Here is a 25622-nt window from a genome sequence, read left to right on the forward strand (position 1 = left end):
CCCAGTCACATCGTTATCTATGCTCCCGGGGATTTACTCCCTTGCTGTCGCCATGCATCTTGAAATCCATAGGGTATATACCTGTAACTATGTGCTTTCTCCAAATCAGATACTTAGAAAAAACAGAGTGGGATCTCCAGGAAAGGTATCCCATGATAACCCTGAATATTTCAGCCAACGCAAAATTTCAAGGTTTACGTTGAACAGGCACACTTAACTGCTCTAACTGACGTACAAACACCGATGGATTCTTCTTGTCTTGCATCAACCATACCTGCTTCTTCGCCCGTGTTAATGCAACATACAAAAGGCGGCGCTCCTCCGCATCCGAAAAATCTTCCGGCTGTGGCAATAAAACCCACTCCATCACCGATTCCCTTGCTGGTGCAGGAAAACCATCTTGACCCTGATGCAGACCAAGAATAATCACATAATCCGCTTGTTGTCCTTTGGATGCATGGATAGTCATAAACTCTATTTTCAATTTAGGCCAGCGAGTTGCTGCTTTTTTCAGTAATTCAGGTTTCAAATAGTGATAACGCGCCAGCAATAAAATCGTTTCCCGCTCAGTGATATAGCCACTCATTTTATTCAACAAAGGTTCAAGCTGGTCTTCTGGCAGGATAACAATTGATTTTTTATTACCTTTAGCTAAACCATTTAGTGACTTCCTTAACTGATTTGGATTTTGTTGCACAAACTCGTTAGCAATCTCACCAATCCTATCATTAAACCGATAAGAGATATCCAGTACACATTCAGCACCTTTGCCAAAATAATTAGCAAATGCGGTAGTCAACATCAGCTCCGCGCCACTGAAACGATAAATTGCCTGCCAGTCATCCCCTACGGCAAACAGACAGCTTTGGCTATTTTGGGTTCGCATTGCAGTGAGCAATTTAGCCCCTAATGGTGAAATATCCTGAAATTCATCGACCAGAATATGCTTCCACGGGCTGATAAACCGCCCTTTATCCAGAATATTCACTGCCTGATGGATTAACCCTGAGTAATCAACAGCACCTTCTGTTTTCAATTCAGATTTCCACGCCTTTAATAAAGGCCCCATCAGACGAATACATTTTTGAAACCGATCCAGATACTCTTCCTGAACTTGCTCTATCATTGCTTTCTGACTACCACCATGCATACGCATCAACCCCAGCCAACGCTCAAGCCGATCTGACAAACGGTTAGCAAGCTGTTTATCGTGCCAAAATTCACCTTCCGGCACTTCCCATTTCAACTCCTCTGTCAGCCATTCCCGCCAACCTTTGGCTTGTGCTCTCTTCTCGCTGCATTGCTGTTGCCAGTGTTTAATCAGAAAATCTTTTCTTTTTTGTCCATCTGTTTCCAGCACGCTGATTTTTAGCGCTTTATTACTCCCTTGCTGAATGATATGCAACGCCAAAGTATGAAACGTTTTGACTTTAATATCATTCACACCAAGACGAGTCTGAATCCTCTCATTCATCTCATTTACGGCTTGATGACTAAAGGCTAACAATAATATCTGTTCGGGAATCGCCTGCTGGAGAAGTAATAACCAACCCGCTCTCGCTACTAACACCGATGTTTTCCCACTACCCGCGCCAGCAAGAACCAGAACTGAATTTTCACCATTAATAACAGCCAGACTCTGAGAAAGGTTTAAAGGAGATGCTTCTACCCGCTGAAAAAAGTCACGGTGTTGCTCCAACATACGTTCTGTCCATTGAAGATTGATTTTTTCAACACACTTTTCGCCATTCTCAAGCCAACGCAAACAAATTTGATATCCATCCCGGCAATGATCAAATTGTTCCAGACGTTGTAATGGCAGCGGTAAAGCCTGAAATGTTGCTTGAATTTGTTGTTGTAATTGGAACAAATCAACTTTTTTCAACCAGCGATTCTGTTGTCCAATTCTGTTGATTTCACTAACCTGAGCTGTCAGTACATTAGCACTAATATCACTCATTTCCTGGCCCCATTTCTGCCATTCACCAAGCAGATAATGGTAAAAACGCTGAGTTTTCTGCCATTCAGTACCATGAAGGCGAACCGCTTGTCCATCGGATAGTTCAAACTCTAACTCACCCCAGATGATACCCCGTTTACACTGAATATTAATTAACTGGTTAAATGGGATCAGGTATTGATGCTTTTCACCACTAACTTCAATACCCGCATTCAGCAAGCGCACCCGATTATAAGGATGCTGAGCAAGGCGTTGGCCAATTTGTGTTGCTTTAAGTTCCATTATCGAGCGCCGTACCTAAAAAATAGTTGAATTATGTCTTATAAGAGTTTTTTATCACTAATAAACCTTTTATCATAATATACCCGTTATCTTTCAAGTTGCCTCTTTGTTGGCTGCACTCATCCCGGTCACATCGTTACCTATGCTCCCGGGGATTCGCTCCGCTCCCTTGCCGCCGCGACGCATCTTGAAATCCGTAGGGTATAGTTATTTATGACCATCATTATTACCTCAGAGGTATTTTGTGCTAACTGTTTTCTCCGGTCTGCGCCGTTTTCTTTATAACAGTCATTTTCTCTACTATAACCGTATCCTAATCGCCTTGGCTGGAACAACACTAGTGCCTTGGTTTCTGGATAAAGAGCCTAAAATAACTATCTCATTAACCTTGGGCGTTGTTGCCGCAGCACTCGCTGATCTTGATGATCGTCTGACTGGTCGTTTACGTAATCTCGTGATCACGCTGATTTCTTTCTTTATCGCTTCAGCCTCTATTGAATTACTGTTCCCTTATCCCTGGCTTTTTACCATTGGACTGGCATTATCCACTTGCAGTTTTATCTTACTGGGAGCCCTCGGACAACGTTATGCCACTATTGCATTTGGTGCGTTGCTGATCGCAATTTATACCATGCTCGGCTCGTCTATTTTCCCACTATGGTATCAACAACCCCTATTACTGCTGACAGGGGCAATCTGGTATAACCTGCTAACCCTAACGGGTCATTTACTGTTCCCTATTCGCCCACTACAAGACAATCTAGCACGTTGTTACCAACAACTCGCAGTTTACCTTGATGCTAAAGCTAATCTGTTTGATCCCGATATAATAGAAGAAGGATACCAGCAATCCGTCGTTAATGTGGCAACGGCAAACAGTGTCTTAGTTAACACGCTAAATCAAGCCAAAACCTCCCTATTGACCCGTTTGAAAGGCGATAGCCGCCAACGTGGAACTCACCACACTCTGCATTATTACTTTGTTGCACAAGATATTCATGAACGGGCAAGTTCATCTCATGTGCAATATCAGAACCTACTACATACTTTCCGTTACAGCGATATTCTGTTCCGCTTTCAACGTCTTCTCTCTATGCAAGCCCGTGTATGTGGACAGATTGCTCAATCGATACTTTGGCACAAACCATACCAGCACAATCCGCGTATCGAACATGCATTTAATTATTTGGAAAGTTCCCTACAACAACTCAGTAAACAACAGAAACATAACCTCAAGATTACCGCCTTATATAATTTGCTGAAAAACCTGCGCGCGATTGATGCACAATTAGCAAGCATGAGTTCTGGACGATACAATCTTTCCAAAGACAGAGAAGATGAGACTCAACTATCTGACGAAACGTTGACTGGCTGGCGTGATATCTGTCTAAGGCTCAACCGTCATCTAACCCCACAATCAGCCCTGTTCCGCCATGCAATCCGTATGTCTGTTCTACTATGCAGTGGCTACACCATGATCCAGTTGTTGGATTTACAACATGGGTATTGGATTTTATTAACCAGTCTATTTGTTTGCCAACCCAACTACAGCGCTACTCGCCGCCGTTTGGCACTAAGAATAATAGGAACCGTTGCCGGCGTATTGATCGGCTTACCAATCCTTTACTTTGTGCCATCTATTGAGGGGCAACTGGTGTTAATTGTCATTTCTGGTGTATTGTTCTTCGTCTTCCGTAACACCCAATATGCACATGCAACCCTGTTTATCACATTACTGGTATTATTATGCTTCAATTTGTTAGGTGAAGGCTTTGAAGTCGCATTACCAAGAATTATTGATACATTAATCGGTTGTGGTAGCGCCTGGTTAGCCGTAAATTTCATTTGGCCAGACTGGAAATTCCGCCAGTTATCACAAGTGATAAACCGAACGATAAATACCAACTGCCTCTACCTTGATGCCATTTTAGTTCAATATTATCAGGGAAAAGATAATGGATTGACCTATCGAATTGCCCGCCGTGATGCCCATAATAGTGATGCAGAACTGGTATCCGTTATTTCAAATATGTCTGCCGAGCCGAAAAGTGACCAGACTTCTCAAGAAAAAGCATTCCAACTATTGTGCCTAAATCACACCATGCTAAGTTACATCTCTGCGCTGGGAGCACATCGAGATAAATTGGATAATAAAGCTATTCTGGATATTCTTAATGATGCTGTTTGTTATGTCGATACAGCATTAAAATCGATATTAATAGACGATGATAGAATTAAGCAAATAACTGTCAACATAGTGAAAAGAATTGAGCAAGCGCCGACAGAAAGAAATAGTCAAGAGCAACTGGTATTGCAACAAATCAGTTTATTAATAGAATTGCTACCTAAAATCGTCAATATCATTAAACAAATTAATCAATTATAACCAAATTGACATACTGGGGCAGTTGACTGCCCCTTCCTTTAGCTGTTCACGATAAAGATCTAACAAGCCAATTCCTTATGCCAGCGTAATAAATCATTACGGATCTGTACCGGTAAAACGGCTGAATGACATCCTTCAATTGCACCAGCCAAAGCAAGTAATAAACTAACATTAGAATTTCTTTTATATTGATGCAGTTTTAAATAACTGGCTTTCGCACCTAACAACCGCAAATCTTCAACTTTACATATTCCGACTTTCCATAACTGACGTTCCAAAGACATTCCAAGATTAGGCAAATCCTTCAAACGCTCTGGCACTTTCTTTTTACCCACCATTTCAATAAATGAGTAATGATAAGCCAAATACGCATATTGAGATAACAACTCTTGATCTTGCCAAAGTGACTCAACAACTTGATAATAACGCAAAGTTACAGGCACTCCTTTTTTCGAGTAAATATAGTTTTTCATTCCTCTGGCTTTAAATAATACTTCAGCATGGCCATTTCCCCTTAAATATAATTCTCCATCAGCAATAATAGCGAACATAATCCCATCAGCTAACAGGCTGTAACCGCCGAACTGTGGCTTCCTTGTCAATGCCCCAAACGAAGAAAAACCATTTTTGAGTTGAGTAAAACGTACCTCAGACAAAAACATACAGATCACTCCATGAGTTTTGTGCAAATAAATCTCTTATCCATAGATTTGTCCCAATTATTAGTAAAATAAATAACAGGAACAAGCAATTAAAAACATACGCAATCCAATTTTATCTGCCAATGGTTAAATGAGTTTACAGCCATTTACAGTCAATATTTGCGAAGCTCTTTGAAAAAATAGACTTGATCTTAGCTTAGTATGAAGATACTGTATATTAATACAGTTAATTGTGGCGAGGCTCATTATGGGCATTCAATCATCTTGGGTTTACCCTTCTAAACATCAGTCAACCAAAAAGCAGCTATCACTCTCTTCACCTGCACAAGATAATTCAGCCAAAAGAGAAGATATAGTGAAAGGGGGTAAAGAGGGTATATACCCTATGGATTTCAAGAAGCATCGCGACGGCAAGGGGGCGAATCCACGGCAGCATAGATAACGATATGACTGGGGTGAGTGAGCGCAGCCAACAGAGAGGCAACTTGAAAGATGATGGGTATAGTGAGTGAATTAATTTATAGTGATAACCAATATAGCGATAACCAAGCAGCCATTAATCGTATATTGCTACCTTTGTTACGCCAATCAGGAAATGAAGCCCGCTGGTTGCTATGGGTTAGTCCACATAAGAAACTGAGCCGCCAATGGTTAATTAACTCTGGATTACCTTTAGATAAGATTATCCAATTAAATCGCATTAGCTCCATCACAACGGTAGAAGCAATGGAAAGAGCATTGGCGAGTGGTAATTACAGCGTGGTACTTGGCTGGTTACCAATGTTATCGGAAAAAGATACCGTAAGATTACAGTCTGCGGCACAAAAAGGTAATGCACTGGGCTTTATTATGCGCCCACAAGATGTCAGTAAAGAAACCAACCATGCTGAATCGCGATCAGATTTACTAAAAATCCATTCCATTCACTATCATTGACAAAAACCAAGCATTATCGCAATATTCATAACACAAAATAACCAATTTAGACCAAGAACCACTGATTACAATTAAAATCAATTAATTAAGGTAAGATTAGTTGTAAAGTATAGTAAAGTTTTTTTGAAATCATACATTATCTTTTAAATTTTTTACTCTATTAATCAAGGGGCACTTGTAACTTTTTAACTTCGTTGTAGACTTTACACCATTAAAGGTTACTGCACTTACTACCTTTGTATTGTTTAGTCCATCGGTTTTATGGAAGTGCAGTATTCCTAACTGAGTTTTTTAATCAATATGGCTAACAACCTATCTTAGTAGATATTAAAAGATACTATACCCTATAGATTTCAAGATGCATCGCGACGGCAAGGGAGTGAATCCCCGGGAGCATAGATAACTATGTGACCGGGGTGAGTGAGTGCAGCCAACAAAGAGGCAACTTGAAAGATGACGGGTATAAATTAGTGCAGGCCATTCTTATGGATAAATAGTGAACACGGAAATGCGTAAAATTCGAAGCGTACACACAATAACGGTACCGAAGAATTTGAACACAACTCAGTGTTCGCTTTTATTACAAAGAATGGCAAATGAAATAGCCTAATGGGGTAGGCAGTAAGTAAAAAGGCTCCCAAAGCCAATTGCCTATTGGGTGATGATAATAACGAGGCGTTAAAATGAAAAAGATAGCTATCGCGGTAGCAGTGGCAGTGGCCGCTTTCACAACTGCAACGCAAGCAGCTCCAAAAGACAACACTTGGTATACCGGTGGTAAGTTGGGTTGGTCCCAATACCACGACGTGAATTTCTACGGTAACGGTTATACCAGTGCAATCGGTAATGGCCCTACTCACAAAAACCAATTGGGTGCGGGTGCTTTCTTAGGTTATCAAGCCAATCCGTACCTAGGTTTTGAAATAGGTTACGACTGGTTAGGCCGTATGCCTTACAAAGGCAGCGTCAATAATGGTGCCTTCAAAGCCCACGGTTTCCAAATGGCAACCAAACTGAGCTATCCAATTATGGATGACTTGGATATCTATACTCGCCTGGGTGGTATGGTTTGGCGGGCAGATTCCAAAGCAACTTATAGCGCAACCAATACTCATCTGAAAAATCATGACACCGGTGTTTCTCCACTGGCAGCTATCGGTGTTGAGTATGCGATAACTAAAGACTGGGCTACTCGTCTGGATTACCAGTGGGTTAACAATATCGGGGATGCAGGTTCAGTAGGTGCACGTCCTGATAACGGTCTGTTGAGCGTAGGTGTTTCTTACCGCTTCGGCCAAGATGAAGCGGCAGCCCCAATTGTTGCTCCAGCTCCGGTTGTTGCCCCAACACCAGCTCCAGCACCCGTTGTTGAAAATAAACGTTTTACCCTGCGTTCTGATGTGCTGTTCGAATTTGCAAGTTCTGAGCTGAAAGCCGAAGGTAAGCACAATCTGGATCAACTCTATACTGAGTTAGCAAATATCGACCCAAATCAGGGCAAAGTACTGGTTTTAGGCTACACCGACCGTATCGGTAAAGATGTTTACAATCAGAAACTGTCTCAGAAACGCGCTCAAAGTGTAGTTGACTATCTGGTATCTAAAGGTATCCCTGCCGGCAGCATCAGCGCGGAAGGTCACGGTAAAGCAAATTCAGTCACTGGTTCTACTTGTGATAAGGTTCGCAAACCTAACCTAATCAACTGCCTAGCACCAGATCGTCGTGTAGAGATCGAAATCCAAGGTACTAAAGAGGTTGTTACTCAAGCACAATCTGCTCAATAATAGCCTTTCTTGATTATAATTAATCATCAAACGCTCAGAAAGCCCCATTGTCAGATGGGGTTTTCTTTTACCGATAGTGAAATTTTATATCAAACTTATTAAGGAGCTTGTTGCGATACCAACCTATCACAACTGAAATTACTCTTTCTTACCCAGAATAGCTTCCAAGTCGTGTTTCAAGCTGGACATCTGATTGGCGTACTTTTCTTTCCGCTCAGCATCTTCAATTAACTGGATAATAGTTTCAGACAGTGTATTACCCCGTCGCTGAGAAAGTGCAGATAAGCGATGCCAAACGGGAAAATCTAAGTCGATGGATTTCTTGCGAGTATGCTGATGTTCCGCATTAAAATGCCGTTTACGCCGAGCGCGGATAGTTTGTTTCATCCGGTTGGATAAATCAGGATTCATATGCTGCTCAATCCATTTCAGTACCCTTACCGGTTCACTCTCAAGTTCAATGAGTTTATCAACGGCTGCATGAGCTGCACTGTTTTCAATATATTGAGTAATTGGCTCGCCTTCTTGATGCTTTTTCATCAGATAAGCCCACTTCCAGCCACATTCCAAATTTTCCAGTTGTTGATATTTCATCTTACTTTCTCAGTGACAGCGTAACTAAAAATAAGCATAACAACTATTTTAGTAAATTGCTTATAACCAAACTGATTAATATCCGTTTTTTGAAAAAATTATTTTTTACATAAAGTGCCTACAATAGCAAACATTCAAGCATGTTGGTTTATATCTTAATCTTGTATAATCGACGCTTTCCTACTTTACAATATACAGCGATCACTTTGACCACTAACAAACTAGACTGGCAGGCATTACTGCCGAATTGCGTTCCTTATGATGCGCTTTTTCATTCTGCTTCCCAACAGGCGTCTGCCAGTATGGAAGCCGTTCAATCACGGCTACATAGTGGTTTACAACTTTTTTGCCGGATGGATTCCCGCCAGCCTTTTATGCTATTGAAAGCCGAAGAATGTGATATTTATTTGTCAGCTTTAGCTGAGTCTATTCGTCCATTACTCACGAAAGAACTTCCCCAAATTGGTGGCAATTATCACATACAGCAACAGAAAATTAGCTGGCAACCCTCAACAGCGGGCCATTTCACACCCGAGTTACGCGTCGCCCATCGTGAATGGATAGAAGCAGAGCAATTATTTGGCTGCTTCCATTCTCACAACGGAGAAATTCACTTACAACCCGGTCTGATTCATCAGGTAAATGGTGGTGTACTTATTCTACCGTTACGTACCTTACTGTCTCAGCCCTTAATGTGGGTTCGCCTGAAACAGATGATTATTCAGCAACGCTTTGAATGGTTGTCTCCAGATGGCAACAAGCCGTTACCATTACCTATCCCCTCTATGCCATTAAAGCTACGTCTGATCTTAGTTGGAGATCGTCTAAGCCTTGAAGAGTTTCAGGCTACAGAACCTGAATTAGCAAAAAGCGCTCTATATGGCGAATTTGAGCTGGATATGCCATTTCATAATGAGCAGGATTTAAGCCTGTGGTGCAATTATATCAATGGACTCATTCAACAATGGCAATTACCTCCATTGAATCATAATGCCTGGCCAGAGCTTGTCCAACAAGCAACCCGCCATGTAGAAGATCAACACCACCTGCCTTTGGATATGCTCTGGCTACAGCGGCAACTGACTACTGCGGCACTCTATCAGCAAGAAAATCAGATTACAGCTCAATCAATTAAACAAGCAGAGGAAAATCGCCGCTGGCGTCACAATTATCTGCCTGAACGTGGTTTAGAAGAAATTCATAAAGGCCAGATTCTTATCCGTACTCAAGGCATGGTCATTGGTCAAATTAATGGATTATCTGTGCTAGAGTATCCCGGCCATCCTGATCCAGTAGGAGAGCCATCCCGTATCACTTGCGTGGCGCATATGGGAGATGGGGAATTTGTTGATGTTGAACGCAAAGTTGAGTTAGGTGGCAATATCCATGCGAAAGGCATGATGATTATGCAAGCATTTTTAATTTCCGAGTTAAAATTGGATCAACCACAACCTTTCACTGCATCTATTGTATTTGAGCAGTCCTATGGTGAAGTTGACGGCGACAGCGCTTCTCTTGCCGAATTATGCGCATTGATAAGTGCTCTTTCCCTGCAACCCATTGATCAACAACTGGCCGTCACAGGTGCAGTAGATCAATTTGGTTATGTTCAACCCATCGGTGGCATTAACGAAAAAATCGAAGGTTTCTTTGAAGTATGCCATCGCAGAGGGCTAACTGGTCAACAGGGGGTCATCCTACCAGCAGCGAACATCCATCATTTATGTCTTAATCAAGCCATTGTAGAGGCGGTAAAAACGCAAAAATTTCATTTATGGTCAGTCAAACATGTTTCTGAAGCACTGCCTTTATTGACAGGTATCCCTTATTATGATCAACAAGAAACACACTTGTTAGCTATGATACAAGAACGTATAACACAAGCGAATAATCAGGAACGACCTAAATTCCCGTGGTTTCTTCGCTGGTTAGGTTAATTTAGAATGTCTGATCGGAGTTGTTCAGCGTACAAGTGTACTCTATTATTTACCCTACATTAAATATAAGGCTATCTGATAATTATGGTTGATAAACGTAAATCCTACACAAAAGAAGATCTTATCGCGTCTGGACGCAGTGAGCTGTTCGGAGAAAATGGGCCGCCATTACCATCTGGTAATATGCTAATGATGGATCGCATCATTGAAATGACAGAAAACGGCGGCACCCACGATAAAGGTTACATAGAAGCCGAGCTGGATATTACCCCTGATTTATGGTTTTTCGACTGCCATTTTACTGATGACCCAGTAATGCCCGGCTGCCTCGGCCTTGATGCCATGTGGCAATTGGTTGGATTCTTCCTTGGCTGGTTAGGCGGTGAAGGCAAAGGCCGTGCCCTTGGCGTTGGCGAAGTTAAATTCACCGGCCAAGTATTACCAACGACTAAAAAAGTCACTTACCGTATCAACTTTAAACGTGTCATTAACCGTAAATTGATTATGGGACTGGCTGATGGTGAAGTGTTAGTAGATGGTAAAATCATCTATACGGCAACGGATTTGAAAGTAGGCTTGTTTAAAGATACCAGCGCTTTCTAATCAATAATCAGTAAAATATCGAAAAGGAAGGTGACTGGCTAATTGCTTTTCACCTTTTTTCACTAAAAGCATACCACCAAGTAACCAATATCTTAAAAAATCCCTAGTGCTATTTTTGCTCCCTTAAAGGTAATTCCAGTTATACCCGTCATCTTTCAAGCTACCTCTTTGTTGGCTGCGCTCGCTCACCCCGGTCACATAGTTTGCTATGCTCCCGGGGATTCTCTCCCTTGCCGTCGCGATGCATCTTGAAATCCATTGGGTATATATCTCAGAATATAAGATTCAATATCCATACAGAAAAAAATCAAATCAAGTTCTAACTTTGGCCTATCTCGACTAGAAATAACACAAATCCGCACCTGAATATCTGCATTACAAGCACCCAATTGTCGCTGACCAATCAGTATACAATTGGCAAATTGTGCTATGATCAAATTGACCTGATATATCAAACAAGCTCACCAAAGCATACTGGTAACAGGTAAAAATATTAATAATGATTAAGATTGATGATTAATATTAACAAACACACCGAGGTAATATTATATGAACATCAGAAAAATACTGCTCATAATCATAGCATTGACTCTTACACCAACTGCCATTGCAAAACTCGATAGGATTGACGGTACCGTTGAAATGCTAAAAGCACCTAACACAAATGGAGATTGCTATGGGAAAATAGCGACGCCTACCCGTGTCCAGGGATTTAGGTGGGTATGTACGATTAATGGCGGATCGACGCTATTATCATTGCTTCAAACAGCCTATACAAGTCATGAAACTATAACCATATCAGTCGATGGGATTGAAGAATATAGCCGTCTCTTTTGGGTTGAATTACATCATAAATGTTTATCAAACCCATCTTACTGCAATTATTGAATTACCATCATCTCTCGTATTTAGCAATTAAATTACTTAATGGCCGCAATATCAGTCGTCATGTTGAATAGGATATGTCACCTAGCGGCCACTCATTCATATGTTACCGAATTCGCAAATAACAACATGAAAGAATTGTAATCCTGACATTGATAATGCTTACCGATTTATTACATCCGATGCATCAAGGCTTTCATTACACGATGCTTTAATAAATAATTTAATATACCCGTCATCTTTCAAGTTGCTTCTTTGTTGGCTGCACTCACTCACCCCGGTCACATAGTTATCTATGCTCCCGGGGATTCGCTCCCTTGCCGCCGCGATGCATCTTGAAATCCATTGGGTATAAATAGTTGGTAAACCATTGACGCCGGGAAAAACTTATTTTACACGGTACGGGTATTTTTACTTTAGTTATAACCAAAGGGAAATCTGGACAGAGAAACCTTACAGGATTCAATCTGACAGATATCTGTATATACCCGTCATCTTTCAAGTTGCCTCTTTGTTGGCGGCACTCACTCACCCCGGTCACATCGTTTGCTATGCTCCCGGGGATTCGCTGCCTTACCATCGCGATGCATCTTGAAATCCATAAGGTATAAACAATCAGTCACTGTCAGATTAAATTTGGGATATATACCACGTTGATAAGGAATGGAGGTTTTTCTCACTTAACCTATACCATCAGTTTGGCAGACTAAGCCATCATCGCTCTGTCTTCCATAGCCTGACGCCATCCTCCTAACCAATGAGAACGGGCATCTAATGAATAATAGGGACAATGCTCCCTTGGACGCCCCAAAATACCTGCATGGTACCCTCTCGATAATGCTCGTGCTAAACGATCTCGTTTCTGTCTCTTCATGCTTTTATTTACCTCATAAGCTAAATCAGTAGAAAGAAAACAGTGGTCATCATTTATCCAACCACAATTTAGAAATACCCCTATAAATTTTGAAAATCAAGTCAAGAAATTCATATTAATGTAATATTTGTTATATCAGTACAAAAAAAACAATAACGCATTAATAATAAAGAGAAATTTTTATCCTACTGATAATACCAATTTTCTCCGAGCGCAAAAGTTTTACACCCGGAGAATGGCAGAGGGTTACGATTGGGAAATTAATTGACTGGCAATAGCCTGAGCCAACTGGCTCCATCCTTTTGCCAATGTGCGGACTAAATCATCGTAACCATCTTCTTCCTGTTTTAGCTCTAGATTAAAGGGCTGTTTAACGACACTCCCCTGATGAGTTAATGTCCAGTAACCTTGCAAAATCACCTTACCATCATAACGACCATGAAAACGGGTGACTGTCACGTCTAGAGTATCGGGCTTATTAACCAATGGTTGAGCAGAAACTAAACGCTGAGGCAATGCCATAGTTAACTCAGCTACCAACACTTGCTGTAACTGCTGTTCAAGTGGACTTGCCCATAAGTGATTTGCCGCACTGACATAACTAACATCACTACCTTGATACACCACACCGGAGGAGGACAGATAATCGGACAACATAACCCGTTGTACCCATAATTGGCGATCATGCTGCACAATAGCACTCTTTTGTGATGCTATTGCTACTACCGGCAATTGATAGTAAGTTTTTTCTGGCTGACGGCTACAAGCAGAAATAAAAATCACTAAAATTAATGCCAATCTTCTCATCATTTTTTAGCCTTTTTCGGTTCTGGATCTTCAATTGGCTTAGACTCAAAAACTAACGCATTGCTCTTATTATTCAACGTTCTCAGAACAGGTCGCAGTTCACTCAACACTTGATCTAATCGCTGCATATTATCCAACATCTTGTTATAAGCCGGTGAACCAGGCTGGAACCCTTGCATACTGCGGCTAAACTCCTGTAATGTTTTCTGTATATCTTTTGGCAGATCTTTGGTTTCAGGATTCGCCAGCACCTTATTCAATTCATCAAGGGTCTGCTGTGCTTTTCTGATCGCTTTCTGGCTCTCTTCCAAAGTGCGAATAGCCTGATTAAACATTGGCTCAACCGGCATATTATTAATTTTGTCTAACGCTGCAATAACCTTATGTTGAATTTGAGCAAGGCCACCACTAATTGTCGGCAATAGCGGATAGCCTGCAATTTCATACGGACCGGCCCACCCTTTTTCATTTGGATAGAAATCCAAATCAATAAACAGTGCCCCTGTCAGCAAGTTACCTGACTTGAGGGACGCCCGCAGACCACGTTTAGTTATGCTATTCAGCTCTTTCTCAACATCAAACCCTTCTCCCAGCTCCTTCTCAAAGCGCTCCGGTTCAATCGAGATAAGTACTGGGATACGAAAATCGTTATCTAACCGCTGCCTCATTCCCTCTGAATAGAATGGTACTTTTGCCACAGTCCCCATACGGATACCACGGAACTCTACTGGCGCACCCGGCTGTAGCCCTCGAACAGAATCAGAGAAGAGCAACAAATAATCTTTATGTTCGGTATATAAAGAATCCTGAATGCTTCTTTGGTTGTCAAAAAGTTTGTAAATAGCTTTTTCTTTAATTGGCTCACCCAATTCCCAACCCTTAGGCACATCAAAACTGACACCACCACCAAACAGCGTTGATAACGAAGCCATTTCAACACGTACCCCCTGAGAAGACATATCAAAGGTAATACCACTCTCTTTCCAAAAGCGGACATTGCTTGTCAACAAACCATCATAAGGTGCATTAATAAATAACTGATATCTCATCAGATGAGATTTAGGTTCAAACTCGCTGGTTTCAACAGAACCAACCCGATAACCACGAAACAACACCGGATCACCCGGATTGAGCTGGCCCGCTTTATCACTGATTAGGATGACACGGATACCTTTTGCATCAGGTGAAGCCAATGGTGGTGAGTCCAACAAATTAAATTTATCTTCTTCATCACCATTCGTTCCCGGTTGAAGCTCAATAAAAGCCCCGGACAGAAGAGTACCAAGACCAGATACTCCATCACGGCCAATCTGCGGTTTCACTACCCAGAAAGCGCTGTCACTACGCAATAGATTTTCCATGCCATCATTCAGCCGAGCCTTAATAATAACTTGACTAAGATTATCACTCAGCATGACCCTCTCAACCACGCCGACATCCACACTACGGCTTTTAATTTTAGTTTTTCCAGCTTCAATGCCCTCCGCGTTGGAGGTAATCAACGTCACTTCCGGCCCTTGGTGGTTGAAATGGTAAAACAATATCCAAGCACCAATAAGCACTGTCACAATCGGTACAATCCAGACTGGCGACCAACTTTTAATTTTATCGATTTTAGCCTGACTCTGGTCTTCAACTTTATCCGTCACCTTGACACCCCTTCATTGCCTTATAACGAATGTTTAACGTTGGCTCTATCCCAAATTAAACGCGGATCAAATGTCATTGCCGCAAACATAGTCAGGATCACAACTAAAGCAAAAATAACTGCCCCCATAGCAGGGTAGACACTCATCAATTTCCCCATACGTACCAGTGATGACAATATTGCGATAACAAATACATCAATCATTGACCAACGGCCAACAAATTCGACAACTTCATAAATAAAATGCATTCGGGCGGAATCCCGTTTACCGTGACCTTTAGCATCCCAACATAACCAGCCAATTGCCAGCATTTTCAGGGATGGCACCATAATACTAGCAATAAAAATGACTAAAGCGACCGGGTATGAACCTACACTCCATAGTAATATCACTCCAGCCATAATAGTGGAATCACTCTGATTACCTAACGATTCTGTCACCATCATTGGCATAATATTAGCAGGAATATAAAGCATTAAAGCTGTCACTATCAGTGCCATTGTCCATTGCAAACTGTTGCGACGACGGGCATGCCCACGAGTATAACAACGTGAACATACCAATTGGTCTGCCGGTAAAATAGCCGTACAACACTGGCATAATCGAACACCCTGCACTAACCCCGATCTTCCTGCCTGTAACGGTATATTCATCTTAGGTGCGAGTGTTATCTGATTCCATAACCAGTGGCGATCCAAACATTGAAATGCTCTCACCTGGAGAAGGCAGAACAGACAATATGGCCAAAAACTTAAACCTAACCCAATATCACCATAAGCCATTAACTTAACAAAGCTGACTAACACCCCTGCCAGAAAGATTTCAACCATACACCAGCTTTTCATCTGAAATAACATTCTGGCCAACCAGACTTTTATCTTCTGAGAAATAACAACACCCTGGCACAAGAGAATAATCGCTACCATACAAAACGCAGGCACCAGTTGAACACAGAGCAAAAAGAATGTTCCCACACTGACGTAATTTTCATTAAACATCACCTGAGGGATTTGAGATAAGGTAATTTCACTGCCAATTCCCGCCACACTCATGCTGATAAACGGAAACAGGCAAGCCATTAACAGCATAAATAATGCACTGACTGCATAACCTGTTGGCTGATGTTTAGGTTCTTTCCACCATGTGACTAATGTCGTCTTACAACGAGGACAAACTGCCTTCGTTCCCTGAACCCATTCTGGCAATGTCACCAGCAAATCACATTGAGGGCACAATACCATTTCATGATGATGGTTACCGGAACACAAGATCTTTCTCCTGTTAAGGAAATCGGGAATATCCACAGAATCATACTCAGAAGAATTTCTCAGTATGATTCTGCTAATTATGTTAACTATTAACTGTTTTTCAATGTTTCCAATTCCTGCCAGCGATCAAAAGCCGCTTCTAATGCTTGCTCTTTTTGGGACAGTTCAGTCAATATTTTTTGGGTTATTACATGAGGCTGATTAAAAAATTCAGGAGCACTCACTTGAGATTGTAACTGATCAAGCTCTTCTTCCAGTTTCTCCAGCAATGATGGTAATTGCTCTAACTCTCGTAATAAATGGTAACTCATTTTGTTACGAGAATTTTTTGGCGGTTCCTTAATCTTTTCTACTTTAACTTCCGTTTGAAGTTTTTTCGCATTTTGTCGGCGCAACGAGACAACCTGTTCGCGCTGTTGCTGAGCATCGTAATAACCACCAACATAATTATTGATCGCACCATTACCTTCAAAAATCCAACATTCTGTCACAGAGTTATCAACAAATTGACGATCATGACTCACCAGCAATACAGTACCTGTATAATTGTCTACCAGCTCCTCCAACAACTCTAATGTTTCCACATCCAGATCGTTGGTTGGCTCATCAAGTACCAACAGATTACTGGGTTTCAGGAATAGACGCGCCAGTAACAACCGGTTCCTTTCACCACCAGAAAGCGCTTTAACCGGTGTCATTGCCCGCTTTGGATGAAACAGAAAATCCTGCAAATAACCCAGAACATGACGAGGGCGTCCATTCACCATCACTTCCTGTTTACCTCCAGCCAGGTTATCCACTACGGTTCTTTCTGGATCAAGTGCTATCCGGTGCTGATCAAAATAAGCAATTTCTAGTTTAGTACCACAATGAACACGGCCACTGTTAGATTGAAGCTCACCTAACATCAGTTTCAGTAAAGTTGTTTTGCCACAACCATTTGGTCCTACCAGTGCAATCTTATCCCCACGCTGAATTTGCGCACTGAAATTATTGACCAGTTTCCTTTCACCAATTTGATAGTTAACATTTTCCAACTCAAAGACAATTTTGCCGGAACGACTCGCTTCTCCCATCTGCATTTTAGCGGTTCCCATTACTTCACGGCGTTGTGAACGCTCAATACGTAATGCCTTCAATGCCCTAACACGCCCTTCATTACGAGTACGACGCGCTTTAATCCCCTGACGGATCCACACTTCTTCCTGAGCCAACTTACGATCAAATTCAGCATTTTGCATCTCTTCTACACGCAACGCGTCTTCTTTACCTTCAAGAAACTTATCGTAATTACCCGGCCACGATACTAACTTACCACGATCCAAATCGACAATGCGGGTTGCCATATTGCGAATAAATGAACGGTCATGAGAAATGAAAACAAGGCTACCCTGAAAATCTTTCAGAAAATTCTCCAGCCATTCAATCGTATCAATATCCAAGTGGTTAGTTGGTTCATCAAGAAGCAAGACTTTTGGCGAACTCACCAACGCCCTTCCCAATGCTGCCTTACGCAACCAACCACCTGAAAGAGAAGAGAGCTTCGCTTCCGCAGGTAAAGAGAGCTGTTTCAATACGTCATTAATGCGGCTATCCAGTGACCATAACCCACGGATATCCAGCACCTCCTGCAATTCTGCCAGGCGGTTAAGGTTTTTCTCATTTGGCTCCTGCTCCACCAAGCGGGAGACCAGATGAAAAGATTTGATATATTCGGCCTGCTCCTGAACACCTTCGGCAACAAAATCAAAAACCGTCCCTTCCACATCACGAGGGGGATCCTGTTGTAAACGGGCAACAACCAGATCCTGTTCGTAAATAACCTGACCATCATCCAACAGCTGCTCTTTTGCTAATACCCGTAACAAAGTAGATTTTCCAGCACCGTTACGGCCAACCAGACAAACCCTTTCATTTTCTTCTATATGCAATTCTGCATTATCAAGCAATGGTGCATCACTGAATGCCAACCACGCACCAGATAAATTGATCAATGACATAGTAATTATTTTTCCTCACCAGCATGACGTAATAGCCAGCAGTTGTGAATCTGACGGTTGCGGGCAAAATCCTGCGACTGGGTTTTACTGGTGATTTCTTCTGCCACCAAGCCAATTTTTTCCAGCTCAGCAAAATCCATTTTAAAACCACGTTTATTATTAGAGAACATCAGCGTTCCTCCACGACGCAACAAGCGCTTAAGCTGTCTCATCAACATAATATGGTCGCGTTGTACATCAAATGTATCTTCCATTCGTTTAGAATTGGAAAAAGTCGGCGGATCAATAAAAATCAAATCAAACTGTTCATTGGCCCGAGCCAACCAAGCGAGACAATCTGCCTGAATCAACCGATGCTGACGCCCGGTTAATTGATTAGCCTGTAAGTTCCGTTCAGCCCATTCAAGATAAGTGCGAGACATATCAACCGTCGTTGTTGAACGCGCACCGCCTAATCCAGCATGTACCGTTGCTGCTCCGGTATAGGCAAACAGATTCAGAAAATCTTTCCCTTCACTCATTTCACCCAGCATTTTTCGGGCAATACGGTGATCAAGGAACAAGCCAGTGTCCAAATAGTCAGTTAAATTGACCCAGAATTTTGCGTCATACTCATTTACCAGAAAGAATTCCTGTTTTTCTGCCATTCTTTCATACTGGCTTTTGCCTTTCTGACGCTGACGAGTTTTAAGTACTAATTGATTTGATGAGAGTCCAAGAACTTGCATCGTTGCACTGATAACATCGAATAAACGCTGACGCGCTTTATTAGCATCAACACTTTTCGGCGGAGCATATTCCTGAATCACTACTTTATCCGCATAACGGTCAACAGCCACATTGTATTCTGGCAAATCAGCATCATACAGACGATAACAATTAATCCTTTGCTGTTTTGCCCAGTGAGTTAATTTCTTTTCATTTTTGCGCAGACGGTTGGCATAATCTTCCGCTACATTCACCTCTGATGAATGCGGTTTATCTGACAACTGATAATTTTTCTGTACGCAATCCAGTGGACCATTTTTAGCTTTAAACTCACGTTCAGCCCGTAATTGCAGACAACTCAGCAATTCAGGTGACGCACTGAATAGAGACAAACGCCAGCTAGGGAAACGGCTTTTCATTATCCGCCCAAACAAACTGTGTAGTGCAATCAATGCAGGCTCACTCTCCAAACGCTCACCATAAGGTGGATTACTTAATACTGTTCCAGCAGGGCCTTCTGGTAACGGATTTTCCAGACGACTGGCATCACCTTGCTGGAAAGTTATCAACTGCGCAACCCCTGCTCGACGAGCATTTGACCGAGCCATATCCAGCACTCTGCGATCAATATCAGAACCAACAAAACGGCAAGTTGTCTCCTGAAGACCTTTACGAAAGCGGATCTGGGCTTCTGTGATTACCTCACGCCAAATTGCTTCATCATGTTTTAACCAGGCAGTAAAACCCCAATGATCACGATGTAAACCCGGAGCACGATCAGCCGCCATCATTGCGGCTTCAATTAACAATGTGCCGGAACCACACATGGGATCAACCATTGGAGTCCCTATCTGCCAGCCTGAACGTTGGACAATCGCCGCAGCCAGATTTTCTTTCAGCGGAGCCTGACCAGCAAGATCGCGATAACCTCGGATATGCAAACCATCACCACTCAAATCCAATGCAACACTGGCTTTCTCTTTATTTAGGAAAACATTAATACGAACATCCGGCTGCTGCTTTGCCACATTCGGGCGTTGATCCAACTTACGAGTAAAACTATCGACAATGGCGTCTTTAACTTTTAGCGCACCATATTGTGTGTTACGTATCTCTTCATTTGTCCCACTGAAATGTACAGAGAAAGTGCTATGTACAGAAAAAACCTGGCTCCAATCAATAGACTGAACCCCAAGATAGAGATCTAAATCGCTATAAACATTAAATTCGTTTAGCGGTAGCAAAATACGCGATGCCAGCCTGCTCCACATCAGACTTTTATACATCACTCTGCCATCACCTTGAAAATGAACTCCGCCTTGCACAATTTTGCATGATTGCGCCCCCAGCATTTCCAGTTCGTTCTTCAATAATTCTTCTAATCCACGCGCCGTGCTGGCAAACAGAGAGTTCATGTTACATATCACCAAAAAGAAAATTGTTACGCATTATAGCCAATCCGGATGACATGTCATAAAGTTGCGCATGTCAGAAAAATGTTTTGTGGAGATTAATGGATGATCGCGCTGTCTCGCCTGTATACCCACCCAGTGAAATCTATGCGTGGTTTGCAACTTTCCCATGCATTAGTCAGTGAAAGTGGCCTCATATTTGATCGCAATTTTATGGTCACAACGACAGATGGAACTTTTATTACTGCCCGTAAATACCCTCAGATGTTGTTATTTACTCCAGCTATATTAGATAACGGTATTTATCTGCGGGCGCCCAACGGAGAAAACGCCACGGTACTTTATCGTGATTTCCTGCCTGAACAGCAACCTACGGAAGTATGGGGCAACCATTTTACGGCTCTCATTGCACCAGAAACCGTTAACCAATGGCTAAGTAGTTTCTTTGACATTCCGGTGCAATTACGCTGGTTAAGCCACGAATTAACCCGCAGAGTAAAAAAACACCCCGAAATTCCATTATCATTTGCGGATGGTTATCCATTTCTGCTTATTAATGAAGCCTCATTTCATTTATTACAACAACGTTGCCCGGCCAGTATTAAACTAGAGCAATTTCGCCCAAATATCATCATTACTGGCGCAGAAGCATTTGCGGAAGATAGCTGGCAATCAATTCAGATTGGGGATGTTATCTTTGACTTACCCAAACCATGCAGCCGCTGTATTCTGACCACCGTCAGCATTGATAAAGGTATTAAAAATCCAAACGGAGAGCCATTAGCAACATTACAATCATTCCGGACAGCAGAGAATGGTGATATCGATTTTGGTCAGAATTTAATTGCTCGTTCCAGTGGTATTATTCGAATCGGGGATAATGTCACCGTATTAGCTAAAAAAGACCCACGTCAATATGGCAGCAGTGAAAAAGCTGAAAATATTGATGTACCAAAAACAAATGAACAATCTGTCATTATCGAATATAACGGGCAAACTTTTACAGGTAACAATCAACAAACTATTTTAGAGCAACTGGAACAACAAGGAATAAGAGTCCCTTATTCATGTCGGGCAGGCATATGTGGATGTTGTAAAATTGCTTTAATTAAAGGAGATGTTTTTCCTTTAAAAGCCACAGCAATTAAAGAAAATGGTCACATTCTGGCCTGCTGTTGTATTCCAAAGAATAACCTTATTCTTAATAATATGGCGCATTAGCAGAAATATCTAAACATGTAGAACAATTAATTTTTCGACAAAGAGGCATTATCTATACCCTATGGATTTCAAGATGGATCGCGACGGCAAGGGAGTGAATCCCCGGGAGCATAGAGAACTATGTGACCGGGGTGAGTGAGTGCAGCCAACAAAGAGGCAACTTGAAAGATAACAGGTATAAACCCTGATTCCGTTATCATCCTCCCCATTTTGGCACTAACATAGCCTAAGGGGAGGAAATTAATGGGCCCTTTTCATAACTTCACCAAAAAATCAATCATATTGATTATTTCAATAATGAATTAATTATTACGATAATGAATTTATAACTACTGTCATAAAATGATTACACTCTAATCAGGAGCTAAAGCAACTCAACCAAAACACAGAAAGGAATAAGTCATGGCTCGTATTGTCATTGCAGCGCTCGCAACCCCTGGACATGTCTATCCAATGTTAAAGATCGCTCAATCACTGATAGCACAAGGACATCAGATAACCGTATTCACCGGTGCGTTATTTCGCCAACAGGTAGAGGCTTTAAACGCACAATTTGTCCCTTTTGATGAACAGATAGATTTTGACTACCGCCATTTAGAACAGCATTTTCCCGACCGTGCTCAACTTCCGCCGGGAAATGTACAAATGGCACTAGCATTCAAGAATTTCTTCTCCGCCCCAATCCCATTTCTCGACCATCAACTGCGACAAATTATTCGTGAACAACAAGCGGAATTACTGATAGCCGAAAATTGCTTTTATGGCATATTACCTCTGTTGCAAGAAGAAAAAACCCATCGTCTTCCCGTCATAGTCATTGGCATAACACCTCTGGCTTACTCTTCGAAAGATTCAATTTTCTGGGGACCACGTATCCCACCAGCGGTATTGCCACCAGAATTGACACATGAACAACTCGTCGATAAAGCCGACCAACAACTCATAGCCGAGGTGCAGGATAGCTTCAATAATTCATTAGTCCAGTCAGGCGGTTCTGCATTAACCAGACTTTTCAACGATGAAGTCATCTTTGGTGCTGATCGCTTTTTGCAACTCTCAACTCTGGCATTTGAATATCCACGAGAAGGATTGCCTGATACAGTCCATTTTATTGGCCCACTCCCCAACCCTGTACCGACAACAACATCACCTCAATTATGGGGGGAAGATGATCCACGTCCATTGGTTATAGTTACTCAGGGTACTATTTCCAATGCCGATTTAAATCAGTTGATTCTCCCCACATTGCGTGCACTGGCTACATTACCGGTACGTATATTGGCAACCACCGGTGGCAGATCGGTAGAAACACTGAGTAAAGATCTACCTGAAAACGCACGCGTCGAAGAATTTATTTCATTTGAGCACTGGCTGCCAAAAGCTTCATTGTTGGTATCCAACGGGGGCTACGGAACCATCAATTATGCTCTCAGCCACGGAACACCATTACTTATTGCCGATGCAGGAGAAGGCAAGCAGGAAGCAGCGTTTCGTGTTGTATGGGCTGGATGCGGTACTAATCTGGATACAGCACATCCCACTGAATCTCAACTTAAGCAAACAGTGGAAAATATGCTGAGTACAGACTTGTTTAAACAACGTGCGCAAATTGTCCAAAAAGATTACGCAAGACATGATGCATTAGCAGCAATATCCCGTCACGTAGAACAATTAATTCTTGCACAAAGCCACATTCACTAAACCCTAGATACCTTCTTCTTTCCTCTCCGTTTTGGTGCTAACACAGACCGACAGGGAGAGGAAACCGACATATTTCATCACATCATGAAAAAATAAATCAAAGTTATTATTGTCACAATTAATTATTATTTTTGTAATGAATTTATAACCGTAGTCATAAAATAATCACACTCTGAATCAGGAGCTAACTAGCGTAATTAAATCAAAACAGTACAAAGGAGCAAATTATGGCACGAATTGTCATTGCAGCGGTTGCAACACCCGGGCATGTCTATCCGATGTTAAAGGTAACTCAATCACTGATAACACAAGGGCATCAGGTAACTGTCTTCACTGGCGCATTATTTCGCCAACAAGTAGAAGCTTTAAACGCACAATTTATCCCTTTTGATGAGCAGATAGACTTTGATTACCGCCACTTAAAACAGCGTTTTCCTGACCGAGCGCACCTGCCGCCAGGAAATCTGCAAATGGCACTCGCGTTTAAAGATTTCTTCTGTAGCCCAATCCCATTCCTCGACCGCCAACTACAACAAATCATCCATGAACAGCAAGCAGAATTACTGATAACCGAGAATTGCTTTTATGGCATATTGCCACTGCTGCAAAAAGAAAAAGCTCATCGCCTTCCCGTGATCATAATTGGCATAACGCCTCTGGCTTACTCTTCGAAAGATTCCATTTTCTGGGGGCCACGTATTCCCCCCGCATTACTACCATCAGAGTTGACACATGAACAACTCGTAGATGAGGAAACACGACAACTCATAACCGAAGTACAGAATAGCTTCAATGACGCGTTAGCTCAGTCTGGATGCGCCACGTTAACCCGATTTTTCAACGATGAAATCATTTTGGGTTCTGATCGCTTTTTGCAACTTTCAACCCTGGCATTTGAATACCCACGAGAAGAATTGCCTGATACAGTCCATTTTATTGGCCCCCTCCCCAATCCCGCGCCAATAACAGAATCACCTCAATTATGGGAAGAAGATGATCCACGCCCATTGGTTATAGTCACTCAGGGCACCATGTCTAATACTGATCTAAACCAGTTAATCTTCCCCACATTGCATGCATTGGCTACATTACCTGTACGTGTATTAGCAACCACCGGTGGTAGTTCAGTAGAAATACAGCCAGAGAACATACCTGACAATGCACGTATCGAAGCATTTATCTCATTTGAGCACTGGCTACCAAAAGCTTCATTGCTAATATCCAACGGGGGCTACGGAACCATTAATTATGCCCTTAACCACGGTACACCCGTGCTCATTGCCGATACAGGAGAAGGCAAACAGGAAACAGCGTTTCGCGTCGTATGGGCTGGATGCGGTATTAATCTGGATACAGCACAACCGACGGAATCTCAGCTTAAGCAAACAGTGGAAAATATGCTGCGTACAAATTTGTTTAAACAACGGGCACAAATCGTCCAAGATGATTACGCCAGTCACGACGCATTGGCAGCAATATCCCATCACGCAGAACAATTAATCTTCGAAAATCGTGCTAATTAACTTCATTATCTCTCCTCCCATCTCGAAGCTAATGCTATCCAGAGGGGAGGGAATTATTAAAATATTTCTTATCTATTTTTCACACCAACTCCAAATGAACAAGCTATAGCTATCACATATAATAGGCAAGTCTCTGTGATAATAGCCAACAGGAAACAGGAAACAGGAAACAGGAAACAGGAAAAGAGTCACTTACTCATAATCAGATGGGAAGATGTGAATGCGATAAAATTTCCTCAAATGATAAAAAACAATTTTCTTAATTAAAAACAGTGATTATCCTCTGGCTTGTCGCTCTATTTTCAAAAAGAGTCTTTACCCTTCATTCCGCACCTAATTCAGGAATAAACCGCTTTATATTGTGCGCCTAATAAACTCAAAAGCTCATGGTGGTAAGATTGCATTCCTGTCACCATTTTATGTTCTTGAA

General features: G+C 41.9%; 18 protein-coding genes. 9 read left to right on the forward strand and 9 right to left on the reverse strand.

Annotated elements, in window-relative coordinates; genetic code table 11:
• Positions 1–187 precede the first annotated feature (187 nt).
• The gene (helD, locus tag SLS51_RS18525) at positions 188–2242 is read right to left on the reverse strand and encodes a DNA helicase IV (protein ID WP_323840097.1); all 2055 of its coding nucleotides are present in this window, start codon (positions 2240–2242) and stop codon (positions 188–190) included.
• Positions 2243–2486: 244 nt separating this feature from the next.
• On the opposite strand from helD, the gene yccS reads away from it, so the two are divergent.
• Positions 2487–4628: a YccS family putative transporter gene (gene yccS / locus SLS51_RS18530; protein ID WP_323840098.1), complete on the forward strand. Its 2142-nt coding sequence runs from the start codon at positions 2487–2489 to the stop codon at positions 4626–4628.
• 59 nt (positions 4629–4687) lie between these two features.
• Here the strand turns inward: yccS and SLS51_RS18535 are convergent, their stop codons facing one another.
• Positions 4688–5290, reverse strand: a complete 603-nt coding sequence (locus SLS51_RS18535; protein WP_323840099.1) for a TfoX/Sxy family DNA transformation protein — start codon at positions 5288–5290, stop codon at positions 4688–4690.
• 247 nt (positions 5291–5537) lie between these two features.
• Between SLS51_RS18535 and SLS51_RS18540 the strand changes: the two genes are divergently transcribed.
• From SLS51_RS18540 to ompA, 3 genes are all read left to right on the forward strand, one after another.
• On the forward strand, positions 5538–5732 hold the full coding sequence (locus SLS51_RS18540; RefSeq protein ID WP_323840100.1) for a hypothetical protein: 195 nt from the start codon (positions 5538–5540) through the stop codon (positions 5730–5732).
• A gap of 50 nt (positions 5733–5782) precedes the next feature.
• Positions 5783–6226: an SOS-induced cell division inhibitor SulA gene (sulA, locus tag SLS51_RS18545; RefSeq protein WP_439126891.1), complete on the forward strand. Its 444-nt coding sequence runs from the start codon at positions 5783–5785 to the stop codon at positions 6224–6226.
• A 683-nt stretch (positions 6227–6909) separates the two neighbouring features.
• Positions 6910–8010: a porin OmpA gene (gene ompA, locus SLS51_RS18550; protein ID WP_323840101.1), complete on the forward strand. Its 1101-nt coding sequence runs from the start codon at positions 6910–6912 to the stop codon at positions 8008–8010.
• A 138-nt stretch (positions 8011–8148) separates the two neighbouring features.
• On the opposite strand, the gene matP is transcribed toward ompA, so the two are convergent.
• Positions 8149–8604, reverse strand: a complete 456-nt coding sequence (gene matP, locus SLS51_RS18555) for a macrodomain Ter protein MatP (RefSeq protein ID WP_323840102.1) — start codon at positions 8602–8604, stop codon at positions 8149–8151.
• A gap of 206 nt (positions 8605–8810) precedes the next feature.
• Here matP and SLS51_RS18560 point away from each other — a divergent pair, with 206 nt between their 5' ends.
• Positions 8811–10541, forward strand: coding sequence for an AAA family ATPase (locus SLS51_RS18560; protein WP_323840114.1), 1731 nt, complete (start codon positions 8811–8813; stop codon positions 10539–10541).
• A gap of 84 nt (positions 10542–10625) precedes the next feature.
• A complete protein-coding gene (gene fabA, locus SLS51_RS18565; RefSeq protein ID WP_323840103.1) occupies positions 10626–11144 on the forward strand; it encodes a bifunctional 3-hydroxydecanoyl-ACP dehydratase/trans-2-decenoyl-ACP isomerase in 519 nt (172 codons plus the stop codon).
• A 1591-nt stretch (positions 11145–12735) separates the two neighbouring features.
• Here fabA and rmf read toward each other — a convergent pair.
• From rmf to rlmKL, 6 genes are all read right to left on the reverse strand, one after another.
• A complete protein-coding gene (gene rmf, locus SLS51_RS18570; protein WP_011146047.1) occupies positions 12736–12903 on the reverse strand; it encodes a ribosome modulation factor in 168 nt (55 codons plus the stop codon).
• A 246-nt stretch (positions 12904–13149) separates the two neighbouring features.
• A complete protein-coding gene (gene pqiC / locus SLS51_RS18575; RefSeq protein ID WP_323840104.1) occupies positions 13150–13713 on the reverse strand; it encodes a membrane integrity-associated transporter subunit PqiC in 564 nt (187 codons plus the stop codon).
• On the reverse strand, positions 13710–15359 hold the full coding sequence (gene pqiB / locus SLS51_RS18580; protein WP_323840105.1) for an intermembrane transport protein PqiB: 1650 nt from the start codon (positions 15357–15359) through the stop codon (positions 13710–13712). Before pqiB ends, pqiC begins: the two co-directional genes overlap by 4 nt.
• A 20-nt stretch (positions 15360–15379) precedes the next feature.
• Positions 15380–16627, reverse strand: coding sequence for a membrane integrity-associated transporter subunit PqiA (gene pqiA, locus SLS51_RS18585; protein WP_323840106.1), 1248 nt, complete (start codon positions 16625–16627; stop codon positions 15380–15382).
• An 89-nt stretch (positions 16628–16716) separates the two neighbouring features.
• Positions 16717–18627, reverse strand: coding sequence for an ABC transporter ATP-binding protein (locus SLS51_RS18590; protein WP_323840107.1), 1911 nt, complete (start codon positions 18625–18627; stop codon positions 16717–16719).
• Between the two features lie 5 nt (positions 18628–18632).
• On the reverse strand, positions 18633–20750 hold the full coding sequence (gene rlmKL / locus SLS51_RS18595; protein ID WP_323840108.1) for a bifunctional 23S rRNA (guanine(2069)-N(7))-methyltransferase RlmK/23S rRNA (guanine(2445)-N(2))-methyltransferase RlmL: 2118 nt from the start codon (positions 20748–20750) through the stop codon (positions 18633–18635).
• 102 nt (positions 20751–20852) lie between these two features.
• On the opposite strand from rlmKL, the gene SLS51_RS18600 reads away from it, so the two are divergent.
• The 3 genes from SLS51_RS18600 to SLS51_RS18610 all read left to right on the forward strand — a co-directional run bounded on the left by SLS51_RS18600 (position 20853) and on the right by SLS51_RS18610 (position 25192).
• Positions 20853–21968 carry a YcbX family protein gene (locus tag SLS51_RS18600; RefSeq protein ID WP_323840109.1) on the forward strand — a complete coding sequence of 372 codons (1116 nt, stop codon included), beginning with the start codon at positions 20853–20855 and terminating at the stop codon, positions 21966–21968.
• Between the two features lie 402 nt (positions 21969–22370).
• Positions 22371–23669 (forward strand): glycosyltransferase, encoded by a 1299-nt coding sequence (locus SLS51_RS18605; protein WP_323840110.1) that lies wholly within the window; start codon positions 22371–22373, stop codon positions 23667–23669.
• A gap of 227 nt (positions 23670–23896) precedes the next feature.
• Entirely contained in the window at positions 23897–25192 is a 1296-nt protein-coding gene (locus SLS51_RS18610; protein WP_323840111.1) for a glycosyltransferase, read from the forward strand.
• Positions 25193–25622: the final 430 nt, after the last annotated feature.

Origin of the sequence: Photorhabdus africana (assembly GCF_035181445.1) — a bacterium.
Taxonomy (GTDB): Bacteria; Pseudomonadota; Gammaproteobacteria; order Enterobacterales; family Enterobacteriaceae; genus Photorhabdus; species Photorhabdus laumondii.